Here is a 25,699-nt window from a genome sequence, read left to right as displayed (position 1 = left end):
AATTTCCCTTATCGCGAACCATCTAAAGGTCCGATTGCCGAAAGGTGGCCGTCGAGAAGTTTGGTGAACGCCGCCGCGCGTTCGCCCATGGGCCGTGTTGCCGGGAAGATCGCCTTCAATTCATACGTTACCGCCGGGCGGAACGGGCGCAGCACCACGCCCCGGTCCGCATGGGCCCGCGCCGTCAGGGGGTCGAGCACGCCGACGCCGACGCCGTCGGCGATCAGCGGGCAGATCGACGCCGAGAACGAGGATTCGAACACCACGTTCGGAGAAACGCCCGCCGCGTCCAGGCAGGCCATGAACTGCTGTTGCAGGCGGCTGTAGTCGGACAACACCAGAAGCGGCACGCCGTCCAGGTCCTTGGGCCCGATCACCGGCTTGGCGGCCAGCCCATGACCATCGGGCAGCACGCAGACCGCCTCGTGCACGGGCAGGGCGCGGGTCACGACGCCGGGGGCGTCGGTCGGCACCACGGCGACGCCAAGGTCGCATTGCTGCATGGCGACCAGATCGAGCACCTCGGGCGAGGTGCCGGTCTTGAGCGATAACGCCACCCCCGGCCAGGCCGCGTGAAAGGCCCGGATGACCGGCGGCAGACAAAAGAACGACGGCGCCACCGAGGCGGCGATGCGCAATTCGCCCTGGCGGCGCTGACGCAATTCCGCCGCCGCGCGGGCGACACGGTCAAGGCCGTGGAAGCTGCGCTCGACCTCGCGGAACAGGGCAACGGCGTCGGGAGTCGCGATCACCCGCCCGGCCGCGCGTTCGAACAGGGGCAGGCCGATTTCCGCCTCCAGGTCCCGGATCAGGCGGCTGACCGCCGGCTGGGAAATTCCCATCAGGTCCCCGGCGGCGGTCATGCTGCCGGTCTGGAACACGGCGCGGAAGGCTTCGACCTGACGCAGATTGAGGCGCATGGGCGGCAACGCTCCATAATATTTTGTTATAGAAGACTAATATTTTGAATTCGACATTATCCATGACCCATTGTCAAATCGGGAACATCGCCACCCGGAACGAACCGGGCGCCGCGATTTGGGGAAACCGCCGATCCAAGGAGCCAACCATGGCCGTCACCGTGAAACAACTGCATCCCATGTTCGTGGGCGAGATCCAGGGCATCGACCTGTCGAAACCCATGAGCGACGCCACCTTCGCCGAGATCCAGGCCGCCATCGACACCAACGCCGTGCTGATCTTCCACGGGCCGACCCTCGACGAGGATGCCCAAGCCGCCTTCGCCGAACGGTTCGGGCCGCTTTACGCCGACAACCGGCTGCTCAAGACCGGGCTCAAGGACCGCATCGGGCCCAAACTGGTCGATATCTCGAACCTGAACGAGAAAAACGAGACCATGGACCGCGGTGACCGTCGGCGCATGTTCGGGCTGGCCAATCAACTGTGGCACACGGATGCCTCGTTCAAGAAGGTGACGGCGAAATATTCCCTGCTGCATGCCCATACGGTGGTGCCCGAGGGCGGCGAGACCCAGTTCGCCGACATGCGCGCCGCCTATGACGCCCTGCCGCAGAAGATGAAGGACCGCATCGAGGATCTGGTGGCCGAGCACTGCATCGCCACCTCGCGCGCCCAGTTGGGCTTCACCGAATTTTCCGACGAGGAGCGCGCCGCCCTGCCGCCGGTCCATCACAGCCTGGTCCGCGTCCACCCGGCGACCGGGCGCAGGGCGCTCTATCTCGCGTCCCATGCCTCGCACATCGTCGGCATGCCCCTGCCCGAGGGCCGCATGCTGATCCGCGACCTGATGGAGCACGCAACCCAGCCCGAGTTCGTCCATACCCATACCTGGCAGGTCGGCGACGTGGTGATCTGGGACAACCGCTGCACCATGCACCGGGCCCGGCCCTACGATCTGGATACTTATCGCCGGGACATGCGCCGCGCCACGGTCATGGACCCTGACTACATGGAAAACGCCGCCCAGAAGACCGCGTAACCCATCAATTTCCCGACCAAACGCGCCGCCGCGCCGGTTTCAACACTGGGCGGCGGCGACGTTCGTTAGTTGCATGGTAACTTCCTTGATGGCATGATCGGGGCAATTAAGGAATTTTGGGGACCAAAAGGGGCTTCCGGGGACTTGGCAATATCCGTAGCGAAATCGTGGAAACGACATCTTATGGCGGCCGCCGCTGTGGGCGCCCTGGCCGTTGTCGCATTCGCTCCCCGGTCGGCGCACGCCGCCTGCGCCCCGACCGGCGACTTCGCCGATGTCCGTCTGCCCACGACCTGCCTGAGCGCGCAGGAAAGCCAAGCCGTTCAGATGCGCATGTTCCGCGCCGAACTGGCCGTGGCCGCCCTTAGCTGCCAGCAGCAATCCCAGTACAACACCGTGGTGACCCGCCATCAGGATGAACTGGTCCGCGAAGGCCGCGCATTGCGCGGCATTTTCCAGCGCGTCTACCGCGCCGGGGCGGAAAGGGAACTGAACCGCTTCATCACCCATCTGGCCAATCGGGCGTCCTTGAAACGCCTGACGCAGCCGACCTATTGCCAGACCATGGCCCGCGTGTTCCGCGAGGCCCAGGCCCAGCCACGCCAGGGTCTGTTGGCCTATGTCCAGGGCGGCACGCCGACGGCCACCTCCATGATGGCGTCGGTCACGCCGCCGCCCGGCGCGCAAGCGCTCGCGGCCATGGATACCGCCGCCGGCAAGTCCGGGAAGCCCGTCCTCGACGACTGAGGCAAGGACGACCGAGGCAAGCGGAAAAAGCCCACCCCATCGTCAGCTGCCCAACGGGCGGCTTTTTTTTATTTGCTGAGAATGACCTCGACGCGCCGGTTCTGCGGCTCGCGCGCGCCATCCGGCGTCTGCACCAGGGGTTCGCGCTCACCCTTCCAGCGCACGACGATCTCGCGCGCGGGAATGCCCAGGCGGGCCAGTTCGCCCATCACCGCTTCGGCGCGGCGCTTGGACAGACGCAGGTTATAGGCGTCCGTGCCCGACCTATCCGCATGGCCCGTGGTTTCGATGCGGGTCACGGTCATGGTCTTGGCGTTGGCGGCGGCGGCCTTGATGATCGCCTGGGCGTCGGCGGTCAGATCCGCCTTGTCCCAATCGAAGAACACCAGATAATTGCGCGGCGCTTCCGGCGCGGGGGCCGGCGCGGCCATGGGCTTCGGCGCAGGGGCCGGAGCCTGAACGGGAACCGGCTGGGGTTCGGCCTTCGGCATGGGCTTCGGCGCGCCGAAGGACCAGCGCAGGCCGACCATGATGCGGTGTTCACCCGAATCGGACTCTACGTCGATACCGGAATCGGTCCGCAGGTCGCGGTCCGCGGTGCCGACATATCGGTATTCCGTGAACAGGCCCAGTTGATCGTCGATCTTATAGCTCACACCGGCGATGCCCTGGTAGGCGAACACCTGATCGCTTTTCGAAATGCGCGAGCCGCCGACCGGCGACAGATCGCTGGCTTTGATCACCGCGGCACCAATACCGGCGCCGATATAAGGCGTCCATCGGGAATTCGTTTTGAAGTCGTACAAGCCGTTGAACATCAGCCCGAACATGGAGGTTTCGCCCGACCCATTGGTGCCGGAGAACGAATCCACGTTGGCGTTGCTGTAGGACAGTTCGCCCTCGGCCCGCCAGTTGTCGGAAAACGTCGTGCCCAGCGCAATGGCGCCGGCGAAGCCCGGATCGGATTCCTGCTTCGTGTTGACGGTACCGCCGGTGATGTCCCAGTCGCTTGGCTGGGTCACCCCGAGCGCGCCAGAGATATAGGGGCCGGGCGACTGCGCCTGGGCGGTTCCGGTTACAGCGAAGGCCGCGAGCGCCACTGCGCCGGCGGCGAGAATTTTTCTGAGTTGGTACACGGTCATCCTAAGCATGCGGTTGTACGTTGGGCTCATTGGCCGACAGTATAACCGATCTACTGTTGCCGCGCTGCAACAATTGCAAATTTTTTCAACCCGGCGGCGGTTTAGTTGGGCGTGCCCGCCCCGTCGAACGGGCGGTCATGGGTCAGCGACGGCACCTTGGCCCGCGCCTTCTCGACCAATCCCAGGTCGATCTCGGCCAGGGTGATCCCCGTGTCCTCGCCGCCGTCGGCGATGATCTCGCCCCAGGGGTCGACCACCAGCGAATGGCCGTAGGTCTTGCGCCCGTCCATATGTTCGCCGGTCTGCGCCGGGGCGAACACGAAGCAGCCCGTTTCGATCGCCCGGGCGCGCATCAGCACATGCCAGTGGGCGCGGCCCGTGGGCCGGGTGAACGACGCCGGGATGGCGATCATCACGGCCCCCGCCTGGGCCAGGCCGCGATAAAGATGCGGAAAACGCAGATCGTAGCAGATGGTCAGGCCCAGCTTGCCCCAGGGCGTGTCGGCGACGACGGCGCGGGTCCCGGGCTCATAACTTTTGCTTTCCCGGTAGCTTTCGCCGTTTTCCAGATCGACGTCGAACATGTGGATCTTGTCGTAGGTCGCCGCGATCTCGCCCGTGTCGGAAATCAGCACCGAACGGTTGGCGAACTTGCGGTCCTGGGTTTCGTGTTCGACCACCATGGAGCCGATCAGCACCCATACCCCCGCCTCCCTGGCGGCGGCCCGGAACCGGGGCAGGTTGGGGTCGGCGTCGAAGGACGTCACCTTGGGGGCCACGTTCTTGGCCCCCGTCTCGACCAGGGTCACGACCTCGGGAAACATCACGAAATCGGCGCCCATGGCCGCCGCCTCCTTGATGCGGGCGACGATCATGTCGCCGTTGGCGGCGGGATCGTTGCCTGAATTGGTCTGCACCAGGGCGGCGGTGAAGGTCGCGCTCATGGGCGGGTCTAGCCGAGGCCCAGGATGACGTCCAAGGCTCCCTTGGCGTCGAGCTGATGAATGCCGTCGCAGTCACCGATGTGGTCGCCGTCGACGAACACCTGCGGGACCGAGGTCGCCCCGCCCGCCCGCGCCGACATCTCCTTGCGCTTGGCCGGGACCATCATCACGTCAATTTCTTCAAAAGCCACGCCCTTGGCGGTCAGCAAGCGCTTGGCCGCATGGCAATAGGGGCAGAAGGGGCTGGTATAGATTTCGATTTTCTTGGCCACGTTGTCAGGTCCCAAACTCAACCGCGGGTCATTCCGCCTCCCTTATATAGGTGTCGGCCGGGTGGAGGGAAGATGCAGCCGCCGATCACGAATCCGCGCGCGGCCGCCAAGCCTTAATCCGCGCGCGGCCGCGCGACCCGGGCCAGGGTCAGCACGTCGACCGCGCCGGCTCCGGCGCGCAGCAACACCCGGGCACAGGCCTCGACCGTCGCGCCGGTGGTGAACACGTCGTCGATCAGCAGCACGCGGGCACCGCGCAGCCGCGCCTGGAACTTGGGCTTCACGCGGAAGGCGCCGCGCACGTTGCGCAGCCGCCCCGCCGCCCCCAGGCCGCCCTGGGACGGCGTGCGGCGGCGGCGCACCAATAAATCCGGAATGACCGGAAGGTGATGCCCCCCCTGTTGTCCCCTGGGCCGTACCGCGCGGGCCAAAGCCTGGGCCAACAGGGCCGACTGGTTGTAGCGCCGCCGCCAGAACCGCGTCCAATGCAGCGGCACGGGGGCGATGATATCGGCCTCGGCGACCACGTCCGCCCCGGCGCGGGCCAGCCAACGCCCGAAGGCGGGCGCGGCCTCGGTCCGGTCGCCGTGCTTGAACCCCAGGACCATGCCGCGGCTGGCGTCGTCATAGGCCAGCACCGCGCGGGCCCGCTCGTAAACCGGCGGGCGGCGGATACAGGCGGCGCAGAGCGCCCCGTCACCCGCGTCGTATTCGAAGGGCGTGCCGCAGCACGCACAGGCGGGCGCGCCCAGAAACGTCACCGCGTCCCAGCACGGCGGGCACAGGTTGCCCGGCTCGTCCACCATCCCGCCGCAGGCCAGGCAATGGGGAGGTAGAATGACGTCCAGAAGCCGCCGCCCGGCCGTCCTCAGCCCGGCGGCAAGCGCGCCGCCACCGTCCGATGCGGCGCCGTCCAAGGCGCCGTTTATGCCGGGCGAACGATGTGTCATACAGATACGATGACCGAAACGATCCATGTGTTCAATCGCGCCAAGGTGCGCCATCACCGCGACCGCGCGGCGGCCCTGCTCGACGCCCACGGTTTTCTGTTCGAGGAAACCGCCGACCGGCTGGCCGACCGGCTGGACGACATCACCCACCGATTCCCGCTGGCTCTCGACCTGGGTTGCCACGGCGGCGAGATGGGCCGGCTGGTGTTCGGGCCCCGCACCATGGGCCGCGGCGGGATCGAAACCCTGATCCAGGCCGACCTGTCGCCCGCCATGGCCCGCCGCGCCCGCGGCGGGGGAACCTCCGGCATGCCCGTGCTGGCCGCCGACGAGGAGTTCCTGCCGTTCGCCGACGCCACCTTCGACGCCGTGCTGTCCAATCTGTCGCTGCATTGGGTCAACGACCTGCCGGGGGCTTTGTTGCAGATCCGCCGGGCCCTGAAGCCGGACGGCCTGTTCCTCGCCTCCATGCTGGGCGGCGGCACGCTGGCCGAACTGCGCGACTGTCTGGCCGAGGCCGAGATCGAGATCTGCGGCGGCCTGAGCCCCCGGGTGTCGCCCTTCGCCGATGTGCGCGATCTGGGGGGGCTGTTGCAACGCGCGGGTTTTTCCCTGCCCGTGGTCGACGCCGATCAGGTCACGGTCAGCTACGAAACGCCGATGAAGCTGCTGTACGACCTGCGCGCCATGGGCGAAAGCAACGCGGTTGCCGAGGCCAAGGGCGGGCTGGCCCGGCGCGATCTGCTGGCCCGCGCCATGGCGATGTACGAGGAGCGCCACCGCGACGGCGACGGCCGCTTCCCCGCGACCTTCCGGATTTTGACCCTGACCGCCTGGGCCCCGGCGCCGACCCAGCAGCAGGCCTTGCGCCCCGGCAGCGCCCAAACCCGCCTGGCCGACGCCCTGGGCACGGCGGAAATCAGCCTGGGCGAGAAAGCGCAACCCAAAATCCCGCCCAGGGATTGAGGCCACCGCGTCACTTGGCCGCAACATTTTGGCGCTAGAGTCCCGGCCATGAACGTGATGATCGGCGATATGTTCAATCGGGTCGATGGCTATATCGACGCCCTGTTCGCGCCCGAGGACGCGGTGCTGACGGCGGCCCAGGCGCGTGCGCGGGACGCGGGCCTGCCGGACATTCAGGTCTCCGCCAACCAGGGCAAGCTGCTTTACCTGTTCACCAAGCTGATCGGCGCCCGGCATGTGCTGGAGATCGGCACCCTGGCCGGCTATTCGACAATCTGGCTGGCCCGAGCCCTGCCCGACGACGGCCGCCTGATCACCCTGGAACTGGACCCGGACCATGCCCGGGTGGCGCGGGACAATCTGGCCACCGCCGGTCTGGCGCCGAAGATCACCGTCGTCACCGGCCCGGCGCTGGACACCTTGCCGACCCTGGAAGGCGCGGGCGCGCCCCCCTTCGACCTGGTGTTCATGGACGCCGACAAGGTGAACTTTCCAAGCTACCTGGACTGGGCCTTGAAGCTGGCCCACCCTGGGGCGCTGATCCTGGCCGACAACGTGATCCGCGCGGGCAAGGTGCTGGCCCCAGACGACGACGACCCCTCGGCCCTGGGCGCGGCCGCCTTCAACCGCCAGATCGCGCGCAACCCCAGGCTTGAGGCGGTGATCCTGCAACAGGTCGGGATCAAGGGCCACGATGGCCTGGCGGTCGCGCGCATCCGCGACTGAGCCCACCATCGTCACCGCAACATTGAAATGTTCGGGGGTGGGGAGTAGCTTCCCCGCCATGAAGTTTCACGCCCCCCTGGTCAAAGGCACCCTGGTCAAGCGCTACAAGCGCTTCATGGCCGACGTGACCCTGGCAGACGGCACCGTCGTCACGGCGCATTGCGCCAATTCCGGATCGATGCTGTCCGTGAACGAGCCGGGATCGGAAGTCTGGATCAGCCCGGCCGCCAACCCCGACCGCAAGCTGAAATGGACCTGGGAGCTGATCCGCGTCGGCAAGACCCTGGTCGGCATCAACACGGCCCTGCCCAACGCCATCGTCGCCGAGGCCGTCGAAGCCGGGAAGGTGCCCGAACTGACCGGCTATGCGACGCTGCGGCGCGAGGTCAAATACGGCCAGAATTCCCGCATCGACATCCTGCTGGAAGATCCCGAAAAGGGCCTGTGTTACGTCGAAATCAAGAACGTCACCATGCGCCGCGACCTGAAGGGCGGGCCGCTGGAATTTCCCGACGGGGTCACCTCGCGCGGTGCCAAGCATCTGGTCGAATTGGCCGACATGGTCGATCAGGGCCACCGCGCGGTGATGCTCTATCTGGTTCAGCGCGAGGACGGAGACCGTTTCGAGATCGCCGGCGACATCGACCCCGCCTATGCCGACGGCCTGGAAGAGGCGCGCATGAAGGGGATCGAGCTCTTATGTTACCGCTGCACCGTGACGCCCGAGGACATATCGCTGAGCGAACCCGTGCCGATCGCCCCTTAACGGCACGCGCGGAACTGGTCGCGCCCACGGATAAGGTCTGGTAAAACGGTCGCCGTACACCACGCCTGGGTTGTTTTTGCGAATTCACCGCCTATTTGAGACGCCATGAAAGAGATCGTCAAAACCGTGCCGTCCCGCGACGGCCGCCAGATCAAGATCCACGGGCCCGAGGGCTTCGCCGGGATGCGCGCCGCCGGCCGCTTGGCCGCGGAAACGCTCGACATGATCACGCCCCATGTTCAGCCGGGCGTGACGACGGAGCGCCTGGACGAACTCTGCCACCAATTCATCGCCGATCACGGCGCCATCGCGGCCCCGCTCAATTATCGCGGTTTCCCGAAATCCATCTGCACCTCGGTCAACCATGTGGTCTGCCACGGCATTCCCGGAACCAAGGTGTTGGAGGACGGCGACTGCGTGAACATCGACGTCACCACCATCGTCGACGGCTGGCACGGCGACACGTCGCGCATGTTCCATGTCGGCAAGCCCAAGGTGAAGGCGGAGAAGCTGGTCGACACCACCTTCGAGGCCATGTGGGAAGGCATCAACATGGTGCGCCCGGGGGCCCGCCTGGGCGACATCGGCCAGGCGATTCAGAGTTACGCCGAGGCCCGGCGCTATTCCGTGGTCCGCGATTTCTGCGGCCACGGCCTGGGCAAGGTGTTCCACGACGCGCCGAACATCATGCATTTCGGGCGCGCCGGCGACGGGGACGTCCTGCACGAAGGCATGTTCTTCACCATCGAGCCGATGATCAACGCCGGCAAATTCGACGTGAAGATCCTGGCCGACGGCTGGACCGCCGTGACCAAGGACCGCTCCCTCTCGGCCCAGTTCGAGCATTCCATCGGCGTCACGGCGGACGGCTTCGAGGTCTTCACCCTGTCCCCCGCCGGTCTGGACCGGCCGCCCTACAAGGCCTGATCCGGGGCAGAACGGTGGCGACGGGCGACGACGACCAACCTGACACGGCGCCCGGCTCGGCCAGAACCCCACATTTTCACGGCCACCGGCAACGCCTGAAGGACCGTTTCCTCGAAACCGGCGGCGACCAGCTTGCCGATTACGAGCTCATGGAACTGGTGCTGTTTCAGGCCCTGCCCCGGCGCGACGTCAAGCCGCTGGCCAAGGACCTGCTGGACCGTTTCGGCTCGTTCGCCGGGGTCGCGACGGCGGAAGCGTCGCTGATCCGACAGGTGCCGGGGGCGGGCGACGCGGTGGTCGTGGCGCTGAAGACCGTGGCGGCGGCGGCGGAACGCCTGGCCCGCGACGAGCTGGCAGCGGCGCCGGTCTTGGCCAACTGGGACAAGCTTTTGAAATACTGCCGCACGGCCATGAGCCGCGAAGGCCGCGAACAGTTCCGGGTTCTCTACCTCAACCGCAAGAACGTGCTGATCAAGGACGAGGTTCAATGGCGCGGCACCATCGACCACACGCCGTTGTACCCGCGCGAGGTCGTCAAGCGCGCGTTGGAACTTCAGGCGGCGGCGCTGATCATGGTGCACAATCACCCGTCCGGCGACCCGACGCCGTCGCAGGCCGACATCGAGATGACCCGCCAGGTGGCCGAGGCCGCGAACAGCATGGGCATCGTCCTGCACGACCATCTGATCGTCGCCAAGTCGGGGCATACGTCGTTCCGCGACATGGGCTATCTTTGATTGACGCCGGTCAATCCACGGCGCGCCGGCAGGGGATAGGCTGGCACGGATATCTTTTCGCAAGGGAACAAGGCGGGCGATCGTGACCATTCGGCGCCGAATCTATTACCTGATCGAGGCCAGCCATCCGGACCATACCGGATCGCGGATGTTCGACATCGTCATGGTCGCCCTGATCGTCGCCAACGTGCTGTCGGTGATCCTGGAGACGGTGCCCGGGCTGGACGCAACCCATGGCGACCTGTTTCACACCTTCGACCGCGTCTCCGTCGCCGTGTTCACCGCCGAGTACCTGGCGCGCCTGTGGGTCGCCGTCGAACATCCCCCGGTCGCCCGTCACGGCGCCTTCCTGGGCCGCCTGCGGTTCGCCATGGGCCCCTATCTGCTGATCGACCTGCTGGCGATCATCCCCTTCTATCTGTCGTTGCTCATGCCCGCGGCGGATCTGCGGGTGCTGAGGATTTTCCGCCTGCTGCGAATGCTGAAGCTGGCACGCTATTCGCCGGGCCTGAACACCCTGATGCGCGTCCTCGCCGAGGAACGGCGCGCCCTGGGCGCCGCCCTGGTCGTCATGCTGGGCCTTCTGGTCGTCTGTTCGACCATCGTCTTTCACCTGGAGCACGCGGTGCAGCCGGACAAATTCGCCTCGATCCCCCATGCCATGTGGTGGGGCCTGGCGACCCTGACCACGGTCGGCTACGGCGATGTCGTGCCGGTCACGGCACTGGGCAAGATCGTCGGCGGGACCATGATGATCTTCGGGCTCGGCATGTTCGCCATTCCCATCGGCATCATCGCCTCCGCCTTTTCCCGCGATATCCATCAACGCGATTTCGTCATCTCGTTCGGCATGGTGTCGGGCGTACCGGCATTTTCCCACCTGGACCCGGTTCAGATCGAACAGATCGTCCGCAGGCTGCAATCCCGCCGCCTGCCGGCGGGCAGCACCGTGTTCACCAAGGGCGACCCGGCGGACGCCATGTATTTCATCCTGAGCGGCACCGTGCGCGTCCATCTGCCGGGCCGGGCCATCGACATGGGCGTCGGCGAATTCTTCGGCGAAATGGCGCTGTACCGCGATGCGCCGCGGCTGGTCCGCGTTCATTGCCTGACCGACTGCCGGTTGCTGCGTCTTGCCAAGGGTGATTTCGACAGGCTGTCCGAGGACGACGCCGACTTCCGCCATAAGATCGAGACGGCGGTCAGGGAACGCCGGGCCGAACAGGAAGCCGAGATCGCGAAGGACCCCCGCGCCTAGGCGCTAGGGGCAGTGTCGTCCGCCGCCAAGGAATCGCGCAGGCGCTTGGCCAGGATGCGCTGGCGGCGGTCGCGAATGATCTTCAGCGACAGCCGGTAGCCGACCCATCCGCCGATCAGCGCCCAGGGAATCCAGCCCACGGCCAACGGCAGGCCGAACTGTTCCCACACGTATTCGAAATAATGGGTCACGGTTTCCCAAAACGTCTCTTCCTGCCAGGCGTCGAAATTAAACAGCTTGGCGAAGGAATCGTAACCCGACACATGCTTGATCCGGCCCAGCATCACCTGCCCGGTGACGTAGAAGCCGTAATACATGGGCACCATGGTGAAGACATTGGAAATCCACACCCAGGCCAGGCCCTGGATCAGGTGGAAGCTGGTTTTGGGGTGCAGACGAAACAGCAGCCAATGGGCGGTGACCAGGGGCATCTGGATGCCGACCAGCGGCGTCAGGCCCCAGAACACGCCCCAGAACACGCCGCGCGCGGTGTATTCCGGCGAATGCGGACTGCGTTTCATGGGAACCAGGAGTTTGTAGCGCATGAAGCGCTTGGCGCCATGCCAGTATCCCGTCCCGTTGCCGTTTTTGTTGATGCCCAGTTTCTTGCTCCCGGATTTGCTTTATCAGCCCGCTTTGGGCGGGGCAAACACTTCCTGTTCGCCGGAAACGCCCCGCAGGCGATGCGCACCCAGGGGCCGCCAGTCGACGTCCAGGTGTCGGGAAAACCGCGCCGAGACAACGACCCGGTTGCCCGTTTCCTTGGTCAGGTTTTCCAGCCGCGCGACCTCGTTCGCGGCCGGGCCGGTGACCGAGAACTCGACCCGCGCGGGCACGCCGATGTTGCCGTACATGACCTCGCCGACATGCAGGCCGAGCCCGAAATCCAACTCCGGCTGACCTGCCGCGCGGCGTTCCGCATTGACCTTTTCCAGCTTTTCCTCGGCCCGGCCGGCGGCGGTCAGGGCCTTGGCGCAGGCATCCTCGGGGCTGTAGCCGCCGTCCTCGCCGATCGGGAAGATCGCCAGTACCGCGTCGCCGACGAAACGCAGAACTTCGCCGCCGCCCTCCATCACCGCCCCCGCCGTGCAGGCGAAATACTGGTTAAGCACAGCCAGGTAGTCGCCATGGCTCAGGCTTTCGCACAGTTCGGTCGAGTTGCGCATGTCCGAATACCAGATGACGGAGGGAATGACCTCGCCGTCGCCCAGCTTGATCTGGCCGTTCAGCACCCGGCAGCCGGCGTCCCGGCCCATGTAGGCGGTGACGATGTTAAGCGCCGTCTCCTCCCGCTTGGCCAGCTTGGCCGCAAGCGCGAAGCGCGGCACCAGACGCCGGAGTGCGCGCAGATGCTTGGCCGCGAAGCCATCCGGCCGATCGGTGACCCAGGACGTCATCAGACCGTCAAGGTCATGGACGGAATCCGGCACGTCCACCCCCGTGACGAAGGGCGTCAGAAAACCGACGTAATCAGTGCCGCCCAAATCCCGCGCCTCGCCCAACAGGGGATAGGGCGTCACCTGCTTGTCATCGGTCAGGTCGAAGCGGCATTCCGTGACGTCGTTGTCGAACATGGTTTTCAAAGGGCTTTTCTGCCAGGCGTCGGTGTTATGCGCGCCATGCGGAATATCCGACGTCACGTTGCCACGCCCGCGCACGTAGGTATAGGTATGCGCCACATACATGGGGTGCAACGTGCTGAGCGCCGAAATGGCACGCAAAACCGGCAACCCGGCCGCGTTCAGGGCATCGCACAATCCGGCCAACAAGGGGCGCAGTTGGACACGGCCCAGGGCCTCGGCGACCAGCCAGTCGCTGATCGCCTGAACGTCCCGTTCCCAGTCGCCGTACGGAAAGCCGCCGCCAGGCCCCATGTGCTTCCTACCTATGTATGTTTTCCCGCCCTGCGCTTGCCTTCGGCAAATGTTTGGCGCAAGGTCTCCGCCCCCGCCGGCGGCCTCCCGGCAGGAATTCAACGATAATATAGGCCCATCCATGATCGTCTTTCAGGTCTTTCTTCCCTTCGCCTTCGGCTATTTCCTGAGCTACCTGTTCAGGGTGGTGAATGCCGTCATCGCGCCCAACCTGATTGCCGACCTCGGTCTGACGGCGGCGGATCTGGGGCTTTTGACCAGCGCCAATTTCTTCGCCTTCGCGGCCTTCCAATTACCGCTCGGCATTCTGTTGGACCGCTACGGCCCGAGAAAGGTCGAGGCGGCGCTTCTGGTGGTCGCCGCCGCCGGCGCCCTGGTATTCGGCATGGCCGGCAGCACGCCTGGCCTGGTCGTCGGGCGGGCGATGATCGGCTTCGGCACCTCGGCCTGCCTGATGGCGGCGTTCAAGGCCTATTCCCATTGGGTGCCGGCGCAGCGTCAGTCCCTGGTCACCGGCATCCACATGGCGTTCGGCGGCATGGGGGCCTTGACCGCGACGAAGCCCGTGGAAATGGCCCTGTCATTCACCGACTGGCGCGGCGTGTTCTTCATTCTGGCCGCGGTCACGCTGACGGCGGCGGCCTATCTGTTCCTTGCCGTGCCCAAGCGCGACCGCACGGAAAGCACGGAAACCCTGAGCGAGATGGTGAACGGCATCAAGCGCGTGTTCGCCGACCCGGCGTTCAAGCGCGTGGCGCCGGCCTCGGTCCTGGTGCAAAGCGGTTATCTGGGGGTGCAGTCCCTATGGTCCGGGCCTTGGCTGCGCGACGTCGCGGGCCTGGAACAATCGGAAATGGCGACGGGGCTTCTGTTCATCGCCGCCTTCATGGTCGTCGGATTCGTGTCCATGGGCGGAATCGCCGACCGGTTGGCCCGCGCGGGCATCCGCACCATGGCCGTGTCCGTGTTCGGTATGATCATGTTCACCATTTCGCTGACGGTCATCGCCCTCGACCCGTTCGAGGACACCACGCCCGTGTGGTACGCCTTCGGCCTGTTCGGGACCTTCGGCATCCTGCCCTATACGGTGCTGTCCCAGACCTTCCCCAAGGAATTGACCGGGCGGGTCGTCACCGGTCTTAACGTCATGGTGTTCTTCGGCGCCTTCGCCGTGCAGTGGGGGGTCGGCGAAGTCATCTATCAATGGCCCGAAACGTCGCCCGGCCACTTCGCGCCCGAAGGCTACCGCACGGCCTTCCTGATCGTCGCCGGGATGCAGGCGGCCGGCCTACTGTGGTATGCCTTGTACCGCAAAGCCCGCCTTTGACGCCCACGCGACCCAGCCTTTAAGGAAACACCCATGTTTTACGAACCCAAGGACGGCCACGGCCTGACCAAGAACCCCTTCAACAGCCTGGTCGTGCCCCGGCCCATCGGCTGGATCACCACCGTGGACAAGGCGGGCAACGTGAACCTGGCGCCCTACAGCTTTTTCAACGGCGTCGCCTACAACCCGCCGACGGTGATGTTTTCGGCCGGCGCCAGCCGGGTCGACGGCGCCGACGGCCGCAAGGATTCCCTGCGCAACGCGCTGGAAACCGGCGAATTCGTGCACAACTTCGCGACCTGGGACACGCGCGACGCCATGAACCAGACCTCCGCCGACCTGGGCCCGGACCAGGACGAATTGGCGCTGGCCGGGTTGACGCCGATCCCGTCCACCCTGGTCAAGCCGCCGCGCGTCAAGGAATCGCCCATCCATTTCGAATGCAAGGTCGTGCAGTCGGTGGAACTGCCCAACACCAAGGGCGAACACCTTTACACCGTGGTGTTCGGCGAGGTCGTGGGCATCCACATCGCCGACGATCTGATCATGGATAACGGCCAGATCGACATCGGCAAGCTGCACCCCATCGCACGCATGGGCTATCAAGATTATTCGGAAGTCACCGCCGACACCCTGTTCACCATGGAACGGCCGGGCTTTCACCCCTATACGTGATCGCCGGCGAAACTTAATCCAGATCAAGGCGGCGCCTTGCCGGGATGCTAGGCTGACCCTTCGTCATTCCGAAGGAGGCCCGCCCCCATGTTCGACCGCCCATCCCTCGTCACCCGGATCGCCATCGGCAAGGCGCTCGGCTTCCTGGTCGGGCTCGCCGGCTTTCTCAGCTTTCCCTATTTCATGGCCGATGTCGGCTGGCTGGTGCGTTTCGGCATCCTGTTCTGGTACACGACCCTGGGCGCCATCATCGGGCTGGCGGGGGTGATCACCTGGCACCCGGTGCTGCACCTGCCGCTGCCCTGGTGGGCGCGCGCGACGATCCTGGGGGCCTGGATGAACTTCGTCCTGACCTTCTTCGCCTACGATTTCATGGAAGCCGTGCTGATCAACATCTTCGGCTTCGGCAGCCCGCTGACCTCCCCCTGGTGGTTCGCGGCCGAGGGTGCGGTGGTCGGCCTCGCCATCGGCTGGGCCGCCACCCGGTTCGGCGGCGAGGGCGGGGAAACCGTCGGCCATTGAGCGACCCGCCACCCCGGGGCCTGCGATACATTCGGCAGGACCAAAACGGAGTTTCGGGTTCTGGCCCCCCGTCGATCCACCGATCACTCCGTGGTCCTTCGGGGCCAACGCGGAGACCGCAATCGTCGTTGATAAACGGCCGCCTTTGACCCATCGCACCCTTTGGCGAAGAGAGCGTTACTCGGCGAGGGCCGGATACACGCCGTCCTCATCATGCACTTCAAGGCCCGTCAAGGGCGGGTTGAAGGTGCAGATCATGCGCATCTCTTCCTCGGCCCGCAGCAAGTGCTTTTCATTGCCGTTCAGGGCGTAGAGCGTGCCGGGCTCGATCGGGTAGACGGGGCCATCGGGCAGCACCTCGATCTCGCCCTTGCCTTCGATGCAGTAAACGGCTTCCAGGTGGTTTTTGTACCAGATCAGCGTTTCCGTTCCGGCGTGGATCAAGGTGTCGTGCATGGAAAAGCCCATGCCGGCGTCGCGCAGGATCAGGCGGCGGCTGGTCCAAGTGCCGCCTTTGACTTCGTGCTCGGTGCCGAGCACGTCGTCGAGTTTCTTCACAATCATGTTTTTTTGATCTTTCTTTAGGCCGCGTCCGTCGCGTTTTCAGAAGCACGCTTTTTGATGACGCGCTCCGCGGCTTCAACCAGCGTATCCAGCCCTTTATCAAGGGTCAGATCATCGATGGTCAGCGGCGGCATGACCTTGGCGACCTGGTCATCAACGCCGGCTGTTTCCATCACCAGGCCGTTTTCAAAAGCTTCTTGGCAAATATCGACGGCAAGGCCGTCCTCTTCGCTGACCAGTCCCTGGATCATCCCACGTCCACGGACACGCAAGTTGGCTTCCGGGTGAGCGTCGACGATTTCAGAAAGACGTTCGCGAATGCGCCGCCCTTTGATGGCGACGTCTTCTTCCAACGCGCCGTCACGCCAGTAATCCAGGGCCTTGGCCGCCGATACGAAGGCCAGGTTATTGCCCCGGAACGTGCCGTTGTGTTCGCCGGGTTTCCAGATATCCAAGTCCGGGCGAATCAGAACCAGAGCCATCGGCAGGCCCAATCCGCTGATGGCCTTGGACAGACAGATCAAATCCGGTTTGACGGCGGCGGGCTCGAAGCTGAAGAACGGGCCGGTCCGCCCACACCCCATCTGGATGTCGTCAACGATCATCAAGATATCGTACTGGGTGCAGATGGCGCGCAACCTGCGCAGCCATTGCCAACCAGCGAGGTTGATGCCGCCCTCGCCCTGGACCGTTTCGACAATCACGGCGGCGGGCTTGTCGATGCCGCTGCCTGCGTCCGTCAACGTCTTTTCGAAGTAATCGAGCGTATCGACGTCTTTGCCCATATAGCCGTCAAAGGGCATGGTGGTGACGTTGTTCAGCGGCATGCCCGCGCCCGCACGCTTGGATGCGTTGCCGGTCAATGCCAAAGCCCCCGCCGTCATGCCGTGAAAGGCATTGGTGAAACTCACCACGTTGGTGCGGCCCGTGACCTTGCGCGCAAGCTTAAGCGCACTTTCCACCGCATTGGTGCCGGTGGGGCCGGGGAACTGGATTTTGTAGTCCATTCCGCGCGGCTTCAAGATCACCTCATGGAAGGTCTTCAGGAACGTTTCCTTGGCTTCGGTCCCCATATCAAGGCCGTGTATGATGCCGTCTTGGGCCATGTAATCCATGACGGCCTCTTTAAGCTCGGCGTTGTTGTGACCGTAGTTCAGCACACCCGCGCCAGCGAAAAAGTCGATGTACTGCGTGCCGTCCTTGTCGGTCAGCTTGGCGTCCTTGGCCTTGGCGAAAACCGTGGGGAAGTTGCGGATATAGCCACGGACATTGGATTCATGCTTTTCGAAGGTTTTCATCGGGTAATCCTCGTTCTGGGCTTTAGGTAATGTCGGCGATGGGCGCAATCACGTAGAGGTCTTCCGCCTCGTGACCATGACCATCGGGGAAATCGGCGGCGGTGAAGCCGGTGCGCACGTCCAATTCAGCATTGCGGCTTTTGGCGAAAGCCGCGAACAGCGCGGCGGAGGCCTTGTTCGACGACGTCACCGTGGCTTCCATGGTGCGCACGCCTGCGTTTTCTTCTCGCTCGAGGAGATGGTCGAACATCCGTTTCGCGATGCCGAGGCCGCGAAAATCCGGCAACACGGCGACCTGCCAGATAAACAGGACATCCGGGCGCGACGGAATGCGGTGCGCCATGACGAAACCGGCGGGTTTTCCATAAACCTCGGCAATGGCACAGGTGCTTTGAAAATGGCGGCCCGCCATCATGTATGCGTAAGGGGAATTCAGGTCCAACCCGCCCGCGTCGCGCGCCAGTTCCCACATCAACGCGCCCTCGCCTAAGGACGGGGCACGTATGCCAACACCATCGACGTCAAGTACGGCTTCAGTGGCGGCGACTTTGACCTCGATCGGTGTAAGGGAGCCCCCGCCATTCCTAGTTGCAGGATCCGAGGGTTCAGTTGTCAGTGCTTGGTCGGGCATGAATTTTTCCTGTTATTTTTCTGGAGATATGAACGTACGGAAAGAACCGTGCTCACATCCGCGAGCACGGTGGTTCAATTGTCGGCCCAAAGGACCGACTGGTGTCGGTATCAGTCCTGGAAGGGGATCAGATGTTCGGAATCCGGCATGGCGTATTTGCCAATGAACACCCAGGTCGGGGCGACGGTGCTGCGGATGCACTGAGGCACCTCTGCGGCCTGTTCGCGCAGGGTGAAAACCTTATCTCGGGCGATCAGGTCAATCACTTCCATAGGTGCTGAAATCATTCTCAAACATCGGGCCAAACCCTACTGTTTTTATCGGAAATGTCAAATTACGCCCCCGTGATACACGCCGCCGGCATCCACAAATGGCTGGTTTCCGCTGTTTTCGGACGTTTTCCGCCGGGCCGCCACTCAGCCGCCAGGATAGACCAGGCCTGATTCCAGGATGATCGCCAGGATGACCTGGCGGTCGTTCAGGTTGGCGTATTTCATATAGAACATCAGGATGTCGGTGGCGCTGATCAGAGCGCGCAGGCGGCCGTCGTCGACGACGGGCAGATGGCGGAACCCGCCCTTCTGCATGATCGCCATGGCCGTCGCGATGTCGTCGTCCATGTGGCAGGTCCGCACGTCCCTGGTCATCACGTCATGGACCAGCATCGCGCCCACGCCTTCGGGATGTTCGGCGAACACACGCACGATGTCGCGTTCGGAAATGACGCCCGAAACGATCGTCGGGTCGTCGCAGCAGACCAGCACGCCGATCTTTTCTTCCGCCATCATGCGGGCCGCGTCGACGACCAGATCGTCGGGCGAAATGGTCGAGACGGCCGAGCCCTTTTCCTCGACCAGACGGCGGACGGACTTGGGGATGCTTCCCCCGTCCCCGGGCAGTGGTGACACCATCAAGATTCCTTTCAAACACACCCCGTTCTAGGTCCGCCGGGTGACCGCATCCTGACAAGTCCGCCGAATTGTCGGCCCGCCCGTTGTCAGCCCGCCAGCCGCGCGCCCGCCGCGCCGCCGCCGAACATGACTTCCATCTCGCGGCGGATTTGCGTGGCGCTCTGGGTTTCGTCCACGGCGACGTCGTCCCAGGTCAGCATGGCGTCCTTGGCCACGGGGCGGACGACCTTCAGCTGATGGGCGAGGCCCAGCGGCAGGCGCCCCTCGGCCATGGATTTGGCCGCCGGCTGCAACTTGCCGAACACGGTCGCCCCGCCTTCGCCGTCCAGCATGTCGCCGGGGGCGAGAGCCCGCTTGGCCGTGGCCACCACGTCGGCGTTGAAGCAGGTGGCGACCCCCGTGGGCTCCCCCCGCAGGCCGATGGAGGCGACGGAGATCCCCAGTTCCAGACCGATCATGTGCCATTTCTTGTAGTTGCACATGTAGCGGCCGGAGGGGTCGGTGGTGACCTGGTATTCCTCGAAACAGCGGCGGATGTAGTCCGTATCGGCCTCGACGCAGACCCACACCCCCTTGCGGATGTCGTGGGGGATCGGCGTGCCGTCCGTGCGCAGCGAAGCCACGGCCTCGACCAGGCCCTTCTTTTCCAAAATCCCGCCTTCGTCGCGGGGGCGCATCAGGGTCGGAATGTCGTCGATGGAACCGGGCGGGAAGGCGAGGCCGTCCTCGGGCGCCTCGAGCCCCGTCGCGTTGGCGATGGCGGCGGTTTCGATGGCGGGCTTGGAGCCGTCGAGGAAGGCGTTGAACATCTTGGGGTTGAGCCCCCCGGCCTTGGCCTGTTCGGCGCTCAGCCCCCAATGGTCCCATACCGTGTCCGGCGTCGATTCCCGGAAATGCGGCAACCATTTATGACCGCGCCCGGCGGCGACCACGGGAAAACCCGCCGTGCGCGCCCAGTCGACCAGCTCGCACGCCAGCGCCGGCTGATCGCCGTAGGCGAGCGAATAGATCACTCCGGCGTCCCCGGCCTTGGCGGCCAGCAGCGGCCCGCAGAAGGCATCGGCCTCGACCGTCACGTTGACGACATGCTTGCCGGCGGCGAAGGCGGCCAGACAATGATCGACCGCGGCCACGGGATTGCCGGTGCATTCGACGACGATGTCGATGGCGGGATGAGTGACCAGGGCCCGCCAGTCGTCGAACAGATAGGTTTGGCCCGATTTCACGGCGGCGTCGAGAGAAGCCACGTTGGTGCGCGCCGCCGACCAGCCGACCCGGTCCAGATTGGCCCGGGCGTTGGCCGGGTTCAGGTCAACCACGCCCGCGACGTGCACACCCGGCGTCTTCGGCGCCTGGGCCAGATACATGGAGCCGAACTTGCCGGCGCCGATCAGCCCGACGCGGATCGGCCGGCCTTCGGCCGCACGGACCTTCAGCAGAGTGAACAGATTCATGGATGTCTCCTTCAACTTGCGTCACGCAGTTCCAGGAGCCCCCCCGGGTCCGGCAGTCTAGTAAACCGGGTCCGACCGTCAATGACCAAAGTCACACGATAAAGTCACAGGATGAAGTCGCGGGTCGCCACCCCCGCCGCCTCGTAACCCCGCACGCGCAGGCCCCCCGTGGCCGCGTTGGCGACGACGGCAAGCCGCGTGGTCGAATTCAAAATCGGCGGAACAACCCAGCCGAAGCCGTCCTCGACCTCGTCCCGGCAGGCGTCCATCCGGGCCAGGCGGCCCGGGCTGTCGATCCCCCGCAGGCGGCCCGTGAAGGGCCCGGCGACCCAGTGGTTGGCGATGGCCGCGGCGCCGCCGTCACGGATGAAGGCGTCGGTTTCCGTGCGTTCGATGACGCAGCCTTCATGCGGCTCCGTCCCCGACAGGGAGAAGAAGGCGGGCACGGCGATCGGCGTTTCGGCAAGCAGGATTTTCGCCGCGTCATAGGTCGGACAGGTCTCGAAGGCCAGACGCAGCAGATGCGTCGGCGGCAGCAGACGCCGCCGCCACACCCGGGTCCGCTCGATCGCCCAGTCGAGCCAGCAACTGGCGGTGCATGTCTTCATGGGTGGCTGGTTGAGCGCCGCCGAAAACCGCCCCGGCGCCAGGGCCGTCGCGGCCCCCACGAACCCCGGCCAGGTGACGTTGAGCCACCCCCCCGCGCCGCCTGCCTGACGCGCGACCACCACGTTGCGGCCCAGGCCGTGGAGCGGCCAGTCGAGGGCGCGCAACATGCGGTTGCCGCGGCCCGAGGGCGGGCATCCCACGGCCGTGGTGCAGGACCATTCATAGGAGAGGTTCAGCATGTAGACGCCGGCCGCCCCCAGCATCCCGGCGCAGGCGTCGAGATCGGCGCGGTAAGGCGTGGGGCAATCGGCAAGCCAGGCCCGCGTCACGCGGTCGCCCAGGCCCAAAAACAGGGGGCCGTAATGATCGCGGCCCGCGCGGAACAGGTCCTCGAAGCGCGCCCGTTCGGCCTCGGCCACGGCGGGCGCCCCGCCCCGCCCGGCGTCGATCAGGGGAATCACCGGAAGATCGGCCGGAGTGCTGAGCTCATCCATGGCCTGAATATATCCCCGGAATGCCGTAAATTCCCGGAAATAGGCGGTCGGGTCTTTTCAAATCCGCCCCAGTCTGGCATGTCCGCTTGTCCGCGACGCCGTGCAGACTATAATTTCCCGCCTGAAACGGAGTTTCCATGATCCCGCGCTATTCCCGCCCCCAGATGGCCGCCATCTGGGAGCCCGCCAACAAGTTCCGCATCTGGTTCGAGATCGAGGCCCACGCCTGCGACGCCCAGGCCCAGTTGGGCGTGATCCCGAAAGAGGCCGCCAAGACCGTCTGGGAAAAGGGCGACAAGCCCTATGACGGGGCGCGCATCGACCGCATCGACGAGATCGAGCGCGAGACCAGGCACGACGTCATCGCCTTCACCACGGAACTGGCGGAGCATATCGGCGACGACGCCCGCTTCGTTCACCAGGGCATGACGTCGTCGGATGTGCTGGACACCTGTCTGGCCGTGCAGTTGAAACAGGCGGCGACGATTTTGCTCGACGACGTCGACAAGGTTCTGGCGGCGCTGAAGACCCGCGCCATGGAACACAAGATGACCCCGGTGATGGGCCGCAGCCACGGCATCCATGCCGAACCGACGACCGTGGGCCTGAAATTGGCGCGGTTCTATGCGGAATTCCAGCGCGCGCGCTGGCGCCTGGAAAACGCCCGCGACGAGATCGCGACCTGCGCCATTTCCGGCGCCGTCGGCACCTTCGCCAACATCGACCCCTTCGTCGAGGAATACGTGGCCGAGAAGATGGGCCTCACGCCGGAACCGATTTCGACGCAAGTCATCCCCCGCGACCGCCACGCCATGTTCTTCGCGACCCTGGGCGTGGTCGCCGCGTCCATGGAAAACCTGGCCACGGAAATCCGCCACATGCAGCGCACGGAAGTGCGCGAGGCCCAGGAATATTTCGCGCCGGGGCAGAAGGGCTCCAGCGCCATGCCGCACAAGCGCAACCCGATCCTGACGGAAAACCTGACGGGCTTGGCGCGCATCGTGCGCATGGCCGTGGTTCCGGCCCTGGAAAACGTGGCGCTGTGGCACGAACGCGACATCTCGCATTCCTCGGTCGAGCGCATGATCGGCCCGGACGCCACGGTAACACTTGATTTTGCCCTGGCGCGGTTGGCCAGCGTGGTTGAAAAACTGGTCATCTATCCGGCCAACATGAAGGAACATATCGACAAGTTCGGCGGCATCCACGACGCTCAGCGAGTGCTGTTGTTCCTGACCCAGAAAGGCGTTTCCCGCGAGGACGCCTACCGCATCGTGCAGCGCAACGCCATGCGGGTGTGGAAAAGCTTCGGCATCGACCCGGACGATCCAGACAAGCCGGCCCATCTGGACGCCGAGGACGAACAGGCGCAATCCTACGACAACCGCCTGATGTTCTTCCTGGAACGGGATGCGGACATCAAGAAGCTGTTGACGCCCGAGGAACTGAACGCGCTGTTCGAGGTCTCGTCCCTGGCCTATCACACGGCCCAGGTCGATACCGTGTTCCGCCGGGTGTTCGGCGAATAGACCGGAGGGTCAAGGAATGCCGGACCAGCCCGATCCCCTGCCCGGCTTTCCCATGAAATACATCGTGTTCACCTCGGCGCGGGGCGAGGCCCCCGTGCTGTTTCCCCACGACTTCACCCATAGCTGGGTGGCGGGGGAACTACGGCCCCTGAAGGCCGTGTCGGCGGGATTCGTCGAGATGGATGCGGACGGCCGAATCCGCTGCTTCGGCCATTCGAGCAGCCTGAACCTGCCGTCGCGCGGCGAGGCGGACGCGACGCTGGTCCGCCGTCACCTAAAAGGCGACGGCCGGTATCCTGACAAAGACAGCTGAGAAAATTATTCGCTTTTGATCTGCTCGGCCGCGGTGTGCAGCAGGTCGTCGAGCTTGCGCCGGATCTGGTCTTCGGTGATCGCGAGGCCGCGCGTTTCGATATCGCTCATGACCTTGCGGACCACGTCGTCGACGCCGGGTTCGTCCAGATCGGCCAGGACCACTTCGCGGGCGTAGGCGTCGGCGTCGGAGCCCTTCAGCCCGAAGGCCTCGGCCAGCCACAGGCCCAGCAGCTTGTTGCGCCGGGATTCCGCCTTGAACCGCTGTTCTTCGTCCAACTGGTACTTGGCTTCGTAACCTTTTTCCCGGTCCTTGAAGGCGTCAGACATGTCCTGGGCTCCCGTTCTGGCCAATGAGTAATGGGTTTCGCTGGGCTTATTTACGCGGGTTGGCGCGTCATCGCAACATCCCGTGCAACTGCTGGCGCAATCTGTCCACAGGCCTTATGTAACGATCATGTGCACACTCGTCATTCTACGCCGCCCGGGCCATGACTGGCCACTGATCGTCGCCGCCAACCGCGACGAGATGGCCGACCGGCTTTCCGACCCGCCGGGCCGCCATTGGCCGGATGCCCCCCATGTCACGGCCGGGCGGGATAGAACCGCCGGCGGCACCTGGCTGGGCGTCAACGACGACCGCATGGTGGCCGGCGTGTTGAACCGCCACGGATCGCTGGGCCAGGAAGCCGGCAAGCGGTCACGCGGCGAATTGCCGCTGGAAGCCCTGAGCCACGGCGAGGCCGAGGCCGCCGCCGAGGCCCTGGCCCATCTCGACGGCAGCGCCTATCGATCCTTCAACCTGATCGTCGCCGACGTGAACCGCGCCTTCTGGATTTCCGGCAACGGCACGAATCCCAAGGTTTCCGCCCAGGAAATCGATCCGGGCCTGTCGATGATCACGGCCCATGACCTGAACGACGACGCGTCGGCGCGCATCGGCCGTTACCGCCCGCTGTTCGAGGCCGCCCCCCCGCCCGAACCGGCCAAAGGGGCCGAGGGCTGGGACGCCTGGGTCGCCTTGATGTCGGAGTTCAAGGAATGGCGGGGCGGCAGCGAGCGCGATTCCATGGCGTTCACGACGGATTTCGGGTTCCAAACCGTGTCGTCGTCGCTGATCGCCCTGCCGAAACCCTTCGATCCGGCCCTGAAGCCCCAGTGGCTGTTCTGTCCCGAGCGGCCCCGGCCCGGCGGGTTCCGGCCAATCACCAACTGATCCCCTATTCTGTTGAGCGGGCTCTCCGACGCTGCTATATGGTGCGTCTAACCCCTCCCCCGCAGGCGACGCCCCATTTCGGAGCGACCACAAAGGGGAACTTCACGAGGGCACAAACCCATGGCAAGACGCAGACAGATTTACGAAGGCAAGGCAAAGGTCCTTTTCGAGGGCCCGGAACCCGGCACCATCGTTCAGTACTTCAAGGACGACGCGACCGCCTTCAACAACCAGAAAAAGGGCACCATCACCGGCAAGGGGGTGCTCAACAACCGGATTTCCGAGTATTTGATGCTCCGCCTCGGCGAGATCGGCGTGCCGACCCACTTCGTGCGGCGCCTCAACATGCGCGAGCAGCTTGTCCGCGAGGTCGAGATCATCCCCGTCGAGATCATCGTGCGTAACGTCGCCGCCGGCACGTTCTCCAAGCGCTTCGGCATGGAGGAAGGCACGGCCCTGCCGCGCTCGATCATCGAATTCTGCTACAAGTCGGACGAACTGGGCGACCCCCTGATCGCCGAGGAACACGTCACCGCCTTCGGCTGGGCGACGCCGCAGGACATGGACGAGATCATGGCCCTGTCTTTACGCATCAACGACTATCTGTCGGGCCTGTTCATGGGCATCGGCCTGAAACTGGTCGATTTCAAGCTGGAATTCGGCCGCCTATGGGAAAACGACCAGACCATGCGCATCGTGCTGGCCGACGAGATCAGCCCCGATTCCATGCGCCTGTGGGACCTCGTGACCAACGAAAAGATGGACAAGGACCGATTCCGCCGCGATCTCGGCAATGTCGCGGAGGCCTATCAGGAGGTCGCCCGGCGCCTCGGCATCCTGCCGGAATCGGGCCCCGTCGACATCAAGGAACCGGAGACCGTTCAGTAA

30 protein-coding genes are annotated in these 25,699 nt (G+C 64.9%); 15 read left to right on the top strand and 15 right to left on the bottom strand.

Annotated elements, in window-relative coordinates; genetic code table 11:
• Window positions 1-8: 8 nt before the first annotated feature.
• On the bottom strand, window positions 9-920 hold the full coding sequence (locus RJ527_10745; GenBank protein WND74523.1) for a LysR substrate-binding domain-containing protein: 912 nt from the start codon (window positions 918-920) through the stop codon (window positions 9-11).
• A 149-nt stretch (window positions 921-1,069) separates the two neighbouring features.
• Here RJ527_10745 and RJ527_10740 point away from each other — a divergent pair, with 149 nt between their 5' ends.
• Together RJ527_10740 and RJ527_10735 are read left to right on the top strand one after the other, a co-directional pair.
• Complete coding sequence (locus RJ527_10740) at window positions 1,070-1,960, top strand: TauD/TfdA family dioxygenase (GenBank protein WND74522.1); 891 nt, start codon at window positions 1,070-1,072, stop codon at window positions 1,958-1,960.
• A gap of 183 nt (window positions 1,961-2,143) precedes the next feature.
• Window positions 2,144-2,707: a hypothetical protein gene (locus RJ527_10735; GenBank protein WND74521.1), complete on the top strand. Its 564-nt coding sequence runs from the start codon at window positions 2,144-2,146 to the stop codon at window positions 2,705-2,707.
• 68 nt (window positions 2,708-2,775) lie between these two features.
• Here RJ527_10735 and RJ527_10730 read toward each other — a convergent pair whose 3' ends face one another.
• The 4 genes from RJ527_10730 to RJ527_10715 form a co-directional block, all read right to left on the bottom strand.
• The gene (locus RJ527_10730) at window positions 2,776-3,843 is read right to left on the bottom strand and encodes an outer membrane beta-barrel protein (GenBank protein WND74520.1); all 1,068 of its coding nucleotides are present in this window, start codon (window positions 3,841-3,843) and stop codon (window positions 2,776-2,778) included.
• A 107-nt stretch (window positions 3,844-3,950) separates the two neighbouring features.
• Window positions 3,951-4,793, bottom strand: coding sequence for a carbon-nitrogen hydrolase family protein (locus RJ527_10725; GenBank protein WND74519.1), 843 nt, complete (start codon window positions 4,791-4,793; stop codon window positions 3,951-3,953).
• An 8-nt stretch (window positions 4,794-4,801) separates the two neighbouring features.
• A complete protein-coding gene (gene grxC / locus RJ527_10720; protein ID WND74518.1) occupies window positions 4,802-5,065 on the bottom strand; it encodes a glutaredoxin 3 in 264 nt (87 codons plus the stop codon).
• Window positions 5,066-5,178: 113 nt separating this feature from the next.
• The gene (locus RJ527_10715; GenBank protein ID WND74517.1) at window positions 5,179-6,015 is read right to left on the bottom strand and encodes a ComF family protein; all 837 of its coding nucleotides are present in this window, start codon (window positions 6,013-6,015) and stop codon (window positions 5,179-5,181) included.
• Between the two features lie 9 nt (window positions 6,016-6,024).
• Between RJ527_10715 and RJ527_10710 the strand changes: the two genes are divergently transcribed.
• From RJ527_10710 to RJ527_10685, 6 genes are all read left to right on the top strand, one after another.
• Window positions 6,025-6,981 (top strand): methyltransferase domain-containing protein, encoded by a 957-nt coding sequence (locus RJ527_10710; GenBank protein WND74516.1) that lies wholly within the window; start codon window positions 6,025-6,027, stop codon window positions 6,979-6,981.
• 48 nt (window positions 6,982-7,029) lie between these two features.
• Complete coding sequence (locus tag RJ527_10705) at window positions 7,030-7,707, top strand: O-methyltransferase (protein WND74515.1); 678 nt, start codon at window positions 7,030-7,032, stop codon at window positions 7,705-7,707.
• 58 nt (window positions 7,708-7,765) lie between these two features.
• Complete coding sequence (gene sfsA, locus RJ527_10700) at window positions 7,766-8,473, top strand: DNA/RNA nuclease SfsA (GenBank protein ID WND74514.1); 708 nt, start codon at window positions 7,766-7,768, stop codon at window positions 8,471-8,473.
• A gap of 105 nt (window positions 8,474-8,578) precedes the next feature.
• On the top strand, window positions 8,579-9,400 hold the full coding sequence (map, locus tag RJ527_10695) for a type I methionyl aminopeptidase (GenBank protein WND74513.1): 822 nt from the start codon (window positions 8,579-8,581) through the stop codon (window positions 9,398-9,400).
• 14 nt (window positions 9,401-9,414) lie between these two features.
• Window positions 9,415-10,137: a DNA repair protein RadC gene (gene radC, locus RJ527_10690; protein ID WND74512.1), complete on the top strand. Its 723-nt coding sequence runs from the start codon at window positions 9,415-9,417 to the stop codon at window positions 10,135-10,137.
• Between the two features lie 82 nt (window positions 10,138-10,219).
• On the top strand, window positions 10,220-11,395 hold the full coding sequence (locus RJ527_10685; protein WND74511.1) for a cyclic nucleotide-gated ion channel: 1,176 nt from the start codon (window positions 10,220-10,222) through the stop codon (window positions 11,393-11,395).
• Here RJ527_10685 and RJ527_10680 read toward each other — a convergent pair.
• Both RJ527_10680 and RJ527_10675 read right to left on the bottom strand, forming a co-directional pair.
• A complete protein-coding gene (locus RJ527_10680; protein WND74510.1) occupies window positions 11,392-11,940 on the bottom strand; it encodes a DUF2062 domain-containing protein in 549 nt (182 codons plus the stop codon). The genes RJ527_10685 and RJ527_10680 overlap by 4 nt on opposite strands.
• An 81-nt stretch (window positions 11,941-12,021) precedes the next feature.
• Window positions 12,022-13,269 carry an adenylate/guanylate cyclase domain-containing protein gene (locus RJ527_10675; protein ID WND74509.1) on the bottom strand — a complete coding sequence of 416 codons (1,248 nt, stop codon included), beginning with the start codon at window positions 13,267-13,269 and terminating at the stop codon, window positions 12,022-12,024.
• A gap of 121 nt (window positions 13,270-13,390) precedes the next feature.
• Here RJ527_10675 and RJ527_10670 point away from each other — a divergent pair, with 121 nt between their 5' ends.
• The 3 genes from RJ527_10670 to RJ527_10660 all read left to right on the top strand — a co-directional run bounded on the left by RJ527_10670 (window position 13,391) and on the right by RJ527_10660 (window position 15,793).
• Window positions 13,391-14,596 carry an MFS transporter gene (locus RJ527_10670; GenBank protein ID WND74508.1) on the top strand — a complete coding sequence of 402 codons (1,206 nt, stop codon included), beginning with the start codon at window positions 13,391-13,393 and terminating at the stop codon, window positions 14,594-14,596.
• Window positions 14,597-14,629: 33 nt separating this feature from the next.
• Window positions 14,630-15,271: a flavin reductase family protein gene (locus RJ527_10665; GenBank protein ID WND74507.1), complete on the top strand. Its 642-nt coding sequence runs from the start codon at window positions 14,630-14,632 to the stop codon at window positions 15,269-15,271.
• An 87-nt stretch (window positions 15,272-15,358) separates the two neighbouring features.
• Entirely contained in the window at window positions 15,359-15,793 is a 435-nt protein-coding gene (locus RJ527_10660) for a hypothetical protein (GenBank protein WND74506.1), read from the top strand.
• 177 nt (window positions 15,794-15,970) lie between these two features.
• Here RJ527_10660 and RJ527_10655 read toward each other — a convergent pair whose 3' ends face one another.
• The 7 genes from RJ527_10655 to RJ527_10625 form a co-directional block, all read right to left on the bottom strand.
• Window positions 15,971-16,357, bottom strand: coding sequence for an ectoine synthase (locus RJ527_10655; GenBank protein ID WND74505.1), 387 nt, complete (start codon window positions 16,355-16,357; stop codon window positions 15,971-15,973).
• Between the two features lie 17 nt (window positions 16,358-16,374).
• Window positions 16,375-17,655 (bottom strand): diaminobutyrate--2-oxoglutarate transaminase, encoded by a 1,281-nt coding sequence (ectB, locus tag RJ527_10650; GenBank protein ID WND74504.1) that lies wholly within the window; start codon window positions 17,653-17,655, stop codon window positions 16,375-16,377.
• 22 nt (window positions 17,656-17,677) lie between these two features.
• Window positions 17,678-18,286 carry a diaminobutyrate acetyltransferase gene (ectA, locus tag RJ527_10645; protein WND74503.1) on the bottom strand — a complete coding sequence of 203 codons (609 nt, stop codon included), beginning with the start codon at window positions 18,284-18,286 and terminating at the stop codon, window positions 17,678-17,680.
• Window positions 18,287-18,396: 110 nt separating this feature from the next.
• The gene (locus tag RJ527_10640) at window positions 18,397-18,573 is read right to left on the bottom strand and encodes a hypothetical protein (protein WND74502.1); all 177 of its coding nucleotides are present in this window, start codon (window positions 18,571-18,573) and stop codon (window positions 18,397-18,399) included.
• Window positions 18,574-18,702: 129 nt separating this feature from the next.
• Window positions 18,703-19,197, bottom strand: coding sequence for a CBS domain-containing protein (locus tag RJ527_10635; protein ID WND74501.1), 495 nt, complete (start codon window positions 19,195-19,197; stop codon window positions 18,703-18,705).
• A gap of 86 nt (window positions 19,198-19,283) precedes the next feature.
• Window positions 19,284-20,651 carry a Gfo/Idh/MocA family oxidoreductase gene (locus RJ527_10630; protein ID WND74500.1) on the bottom strand — a complete coding sequence of 456 codons (1,368 nt, stop codon included), beginning with the start codon at window positions 20,649-20,651 and terminating at the stop codon, window positions 19,284-19,286.
• 104 nt (window positions 20,652-20,755) lie between these two features.
• Entirely contained in the window at window positions 20,756-21,754 is a 999-nt protein-coding gene (locus RJ527_10625; protein ID WND74499.1) for a hypothetical protein, read from the bottom strand.
• 137 nt (window positions 21,755-21,891) lie between these two features.
• On the opposite strand from RJ527_10625, the gene purB reads away from it, so the two are divergent.
• Both purB and RJ527_10615 read left to right on the top strand, forming a co-directional pair.
• Complete coding sequence (gene purB / locus RJ527_10620) at window positions 21,892-23,283, top strand: adenylosuccinate lyase (GenBank protein WND74498.1); 1,392 nt, start codon at window positions 21,892-21,894, stop codon at window positions 23,281-23,283.
• Between the two features lie 16 nt (window positions 23,284-23,299).
• On the top strand, window positions 23,300-23,596 hold the full coding sequence (locus tag RJ527_10615; GenBank protein WND74497.1) for a hypothetical protein: 297 nt from the start codon (window positions 23,300-23,302) through the stop codon (window positions 23,594-23,596).
• Window positions 23,597-23,601: 5 nt separating this feature from the next.
• Here RJ527_10615 and RJ527_10610 read toward each other — a convergent pair whose 3' ends face one another.
• Window positions 23,602-23,925, bottom strand: coding sequence for a DUF1476 domain-containing protein (locus RJ527_10610; GenBank protein ID WND74496.1), 324 nt, complete (start codon window positions 23,923-23,925; stop codon window positions 23,602-23,604).
• 127 nt (window positions 23,926-24,052) lie between these two features.
• Between RJ527_10610 and RJ527_10605 the strand changes: the two genes are divergently transcribed.
• The gene (locus RJ527_10605; GenBank protein WND74495.1) at window positions 24,053-24,811 is read left to right on the top strand and encodes an NRDE family protein; all 759 of its coding nucleotides are present in this window, start codon (window positions 24,053-24,055) and stop codon (window positions 24,809-24,811) included.
• A 120-nt stretch (window positions 24,812-24,931) separates the two neighbouring features.
• Window positions 24,932-25,699 (top strand): phosphoribosylaminoimidazolesuccinocarboxamide synthase, encoded by a 768-nt coding sequence (locus RJ527_10600; protein ID WND74494.1) that lies wholly within the window; start codon window positions 24,932-24,934, stop codon window positions 25,697-25,699.

The organism is Thalassospiraceae bacterium LMO-SO8, assembly GCA_031655335.1.
Taxonomy (GTDB): Bacteria; Pseudomonadota; Alphaproteobacteria; order Rhodospirillales; family Casp-alpha2; genus UBA1479.
This window is presented reverse-complemented; position numbering and strand designations above follow the sequence as displayed.

What these genes read in the sequence shown, in the direction of transcription:
- RJ527_10745 (WND74523.1), bottom strand. Translation starts at nt 920, where the DNA reads ATGCGCCTCAATCTGCGTCAGGTCGAAGCCTTCCGCGCCGTGTTCCAG.
- RJ527_10740 (WND74522.1), top strand. Translation starts at nt 1,070, where the DNA reads ATGGCCGTCACCGTGAAACAACTGCATCCCATGTTCGTGGGCGAGATC.
- RJ527_10735 (WND74521.1), top strand. Translation starts at nt 2,144, where the DNA reads ATGGCGGCCGCCGCTGTGGGCGCCCTGGCCGTTGTCGCATTCGCTCCC.
- RJ527_10725 (WND74519.1), bottom strand. Translation starts at nt 4,793, where the DNA reads ATGAGCGCGACCTTCACCGCCGCCCTGGTGCAGACCAATTCAGGCAAC.
- RJ527_10715 (WND74517.1), bottom strand. Translation starts at nt 6,015, where the DNA reads ATGACACATCGTTCGCCCGGCATAAACGGCGCCTTGGACGGCGCCGCA.
- RJ527_10710 (WND74516.1), top strand. Translation starts at nt 6,025, where the DNA reads ATGACCGAAACGATCCATGTGTTCAATCGCGCCAAGGTGCGCCATCAC.
- RJ527_10705 (WND74515.1), top strand. Translation starts at nt 7,030, where the DNA reads ATGAACGTGATGATCGGCGATATGTTCAATCGGGTCGATGGCTATATC.
- sfsA (WND74514.1), top strand. Translation starts at nt 7,766, where the DNA reads ATGAAGTTTCACGCCCCCCTGGTCAAAGGCACCCTGGTCAAGCGCTAC.
- map (WND74513.1), top strand. Translation starts at nt 8,579, where the DNA reads ATGAAAGAGATCGTCAAAACCGTGCCGTCCCGCGACGGCCGCCAGATC.
- RJ527_10680 (WND74510.1), bottom strand. Translation starts at nt 11,940, where the DNA reads ATGCGCTACAAACTCCTGGTTCCCATGAAACGCAGTCCGCATTCGCCG.
- RJ527_10675 (WND74509.1), bottom strand. Translation starts at nt 13,269, where the DNA reads ATGGGGCCTGGCGGCGGCTTTCCGTACGGCGACTGGGAACGGGACGTT.
- RJ527_10670 (WND74508.1), top strand. Translation starts at nt 13,391, where the DNA reads ATGATCGTCTTTCAGGTCTTTCTTCCCTTCGCCTTCGGCTATTTCCTG.
- RJ527_10665 (WND74507.1), top strand. Translation starts at nt 14,630, where the DNA reads ATGTTTTACGAACCCAAGGACGGCCACGGCCTGACCAAGAACCCCTTC.
- RJ527_10660 (WND74506.1), top strand. Translation starts at nt 15,359, where the DNA reads ATGTTCGACCGCCCATCCCTCGTCACCCGGATCGCCATCGGCAAGGCG.
- RJ527_10655 (WND74505.1), bottom strand. Translation starts at nt 16,357, where the DNA reads ATGATTGTGAAGAAACTCGACGACGTGCTCGGCACCGAGCACGAAGTC.
- ectB (WND74504.1), bottom strand. Translation starts at nt 17,655, where the DNA reads ATGAAAACCTTCGAAAAGCATGAATCCAATGTCCGTGGCTATATCCGC.
- ectA (WND74503.1), bottom strand. Translation starts at nt 18,286, where the DNA reads ATGCCCGACCAAGCACTGACAACTGAACCCTCGGATCCTGCAACTAGG.
- RJ527_10640 (WND74502.1), bottom strand. Translation starts at nt 18,573, where the DNA reads ATGATTTCAGCACCTATGGAAGTGATTGACCTGATCGCCCGAGATAAG.
- RJ527_10635 (WND74501.1), bottom strand. Translation starts at nt 19,197, where the DNA reads ATGGTGTCACCACTGCCCGGGGACGGGGGAAGCATCCCCAAGTCCGTC.
- RJ527_10630 (WND74500.1), bottom strand. Translation starts at nt 20,651, where the DNA reads ATGAATCTGTTCACTCTGCTGAAGGTCCGTGCGGCCGAAGGCCGGCCG.
- RJ527_10625 (WND74499.1), bottom strand. Translation starts at nt 21,754, where the DNA reads ATGGATGAGCTCAGCACTCCGGCCGATCTTCCGGTGATTCCCCTGATC.
- purB (WND74498.1), top strand. Translation starts at nt 21,892, where the DNA reads ATGATCCCGCGCTATTCCCGCCCCCAGATGGCCGCCATCTGGGAGCCC.
- RJ527_10615 (WND74497.1), top strand. Translation starts at nt 23,300, where the DNA reads ATGCCGGACCAGCCCGATCCCCTGCCCGGCTTTCCCATGAAATACATC.
- RJ527_10610 (WND74496.1), bottom strand. Translation starts at nt 23,925, where the DNA reads ATGTCTGACGCCTTCAAGGACCGGGAAAAAGGTTACGAAGCCAAGTAC.
- RJ527_10605 (WND74495.1), top strand. Translation starts at nt 24,053, where the DNA reads ATGTGCACACTCGTCATTCTACGCCGCCCGGGCCATGACTGGCCACTG.
- RJ527_10600 (WND74494.1), top strand. Translation starts at nt 24,932, where the DNA reads ATGGCAAGACGCAGACAGATTTACGAAGGCAAGGCAAAGGTCCTTTTC.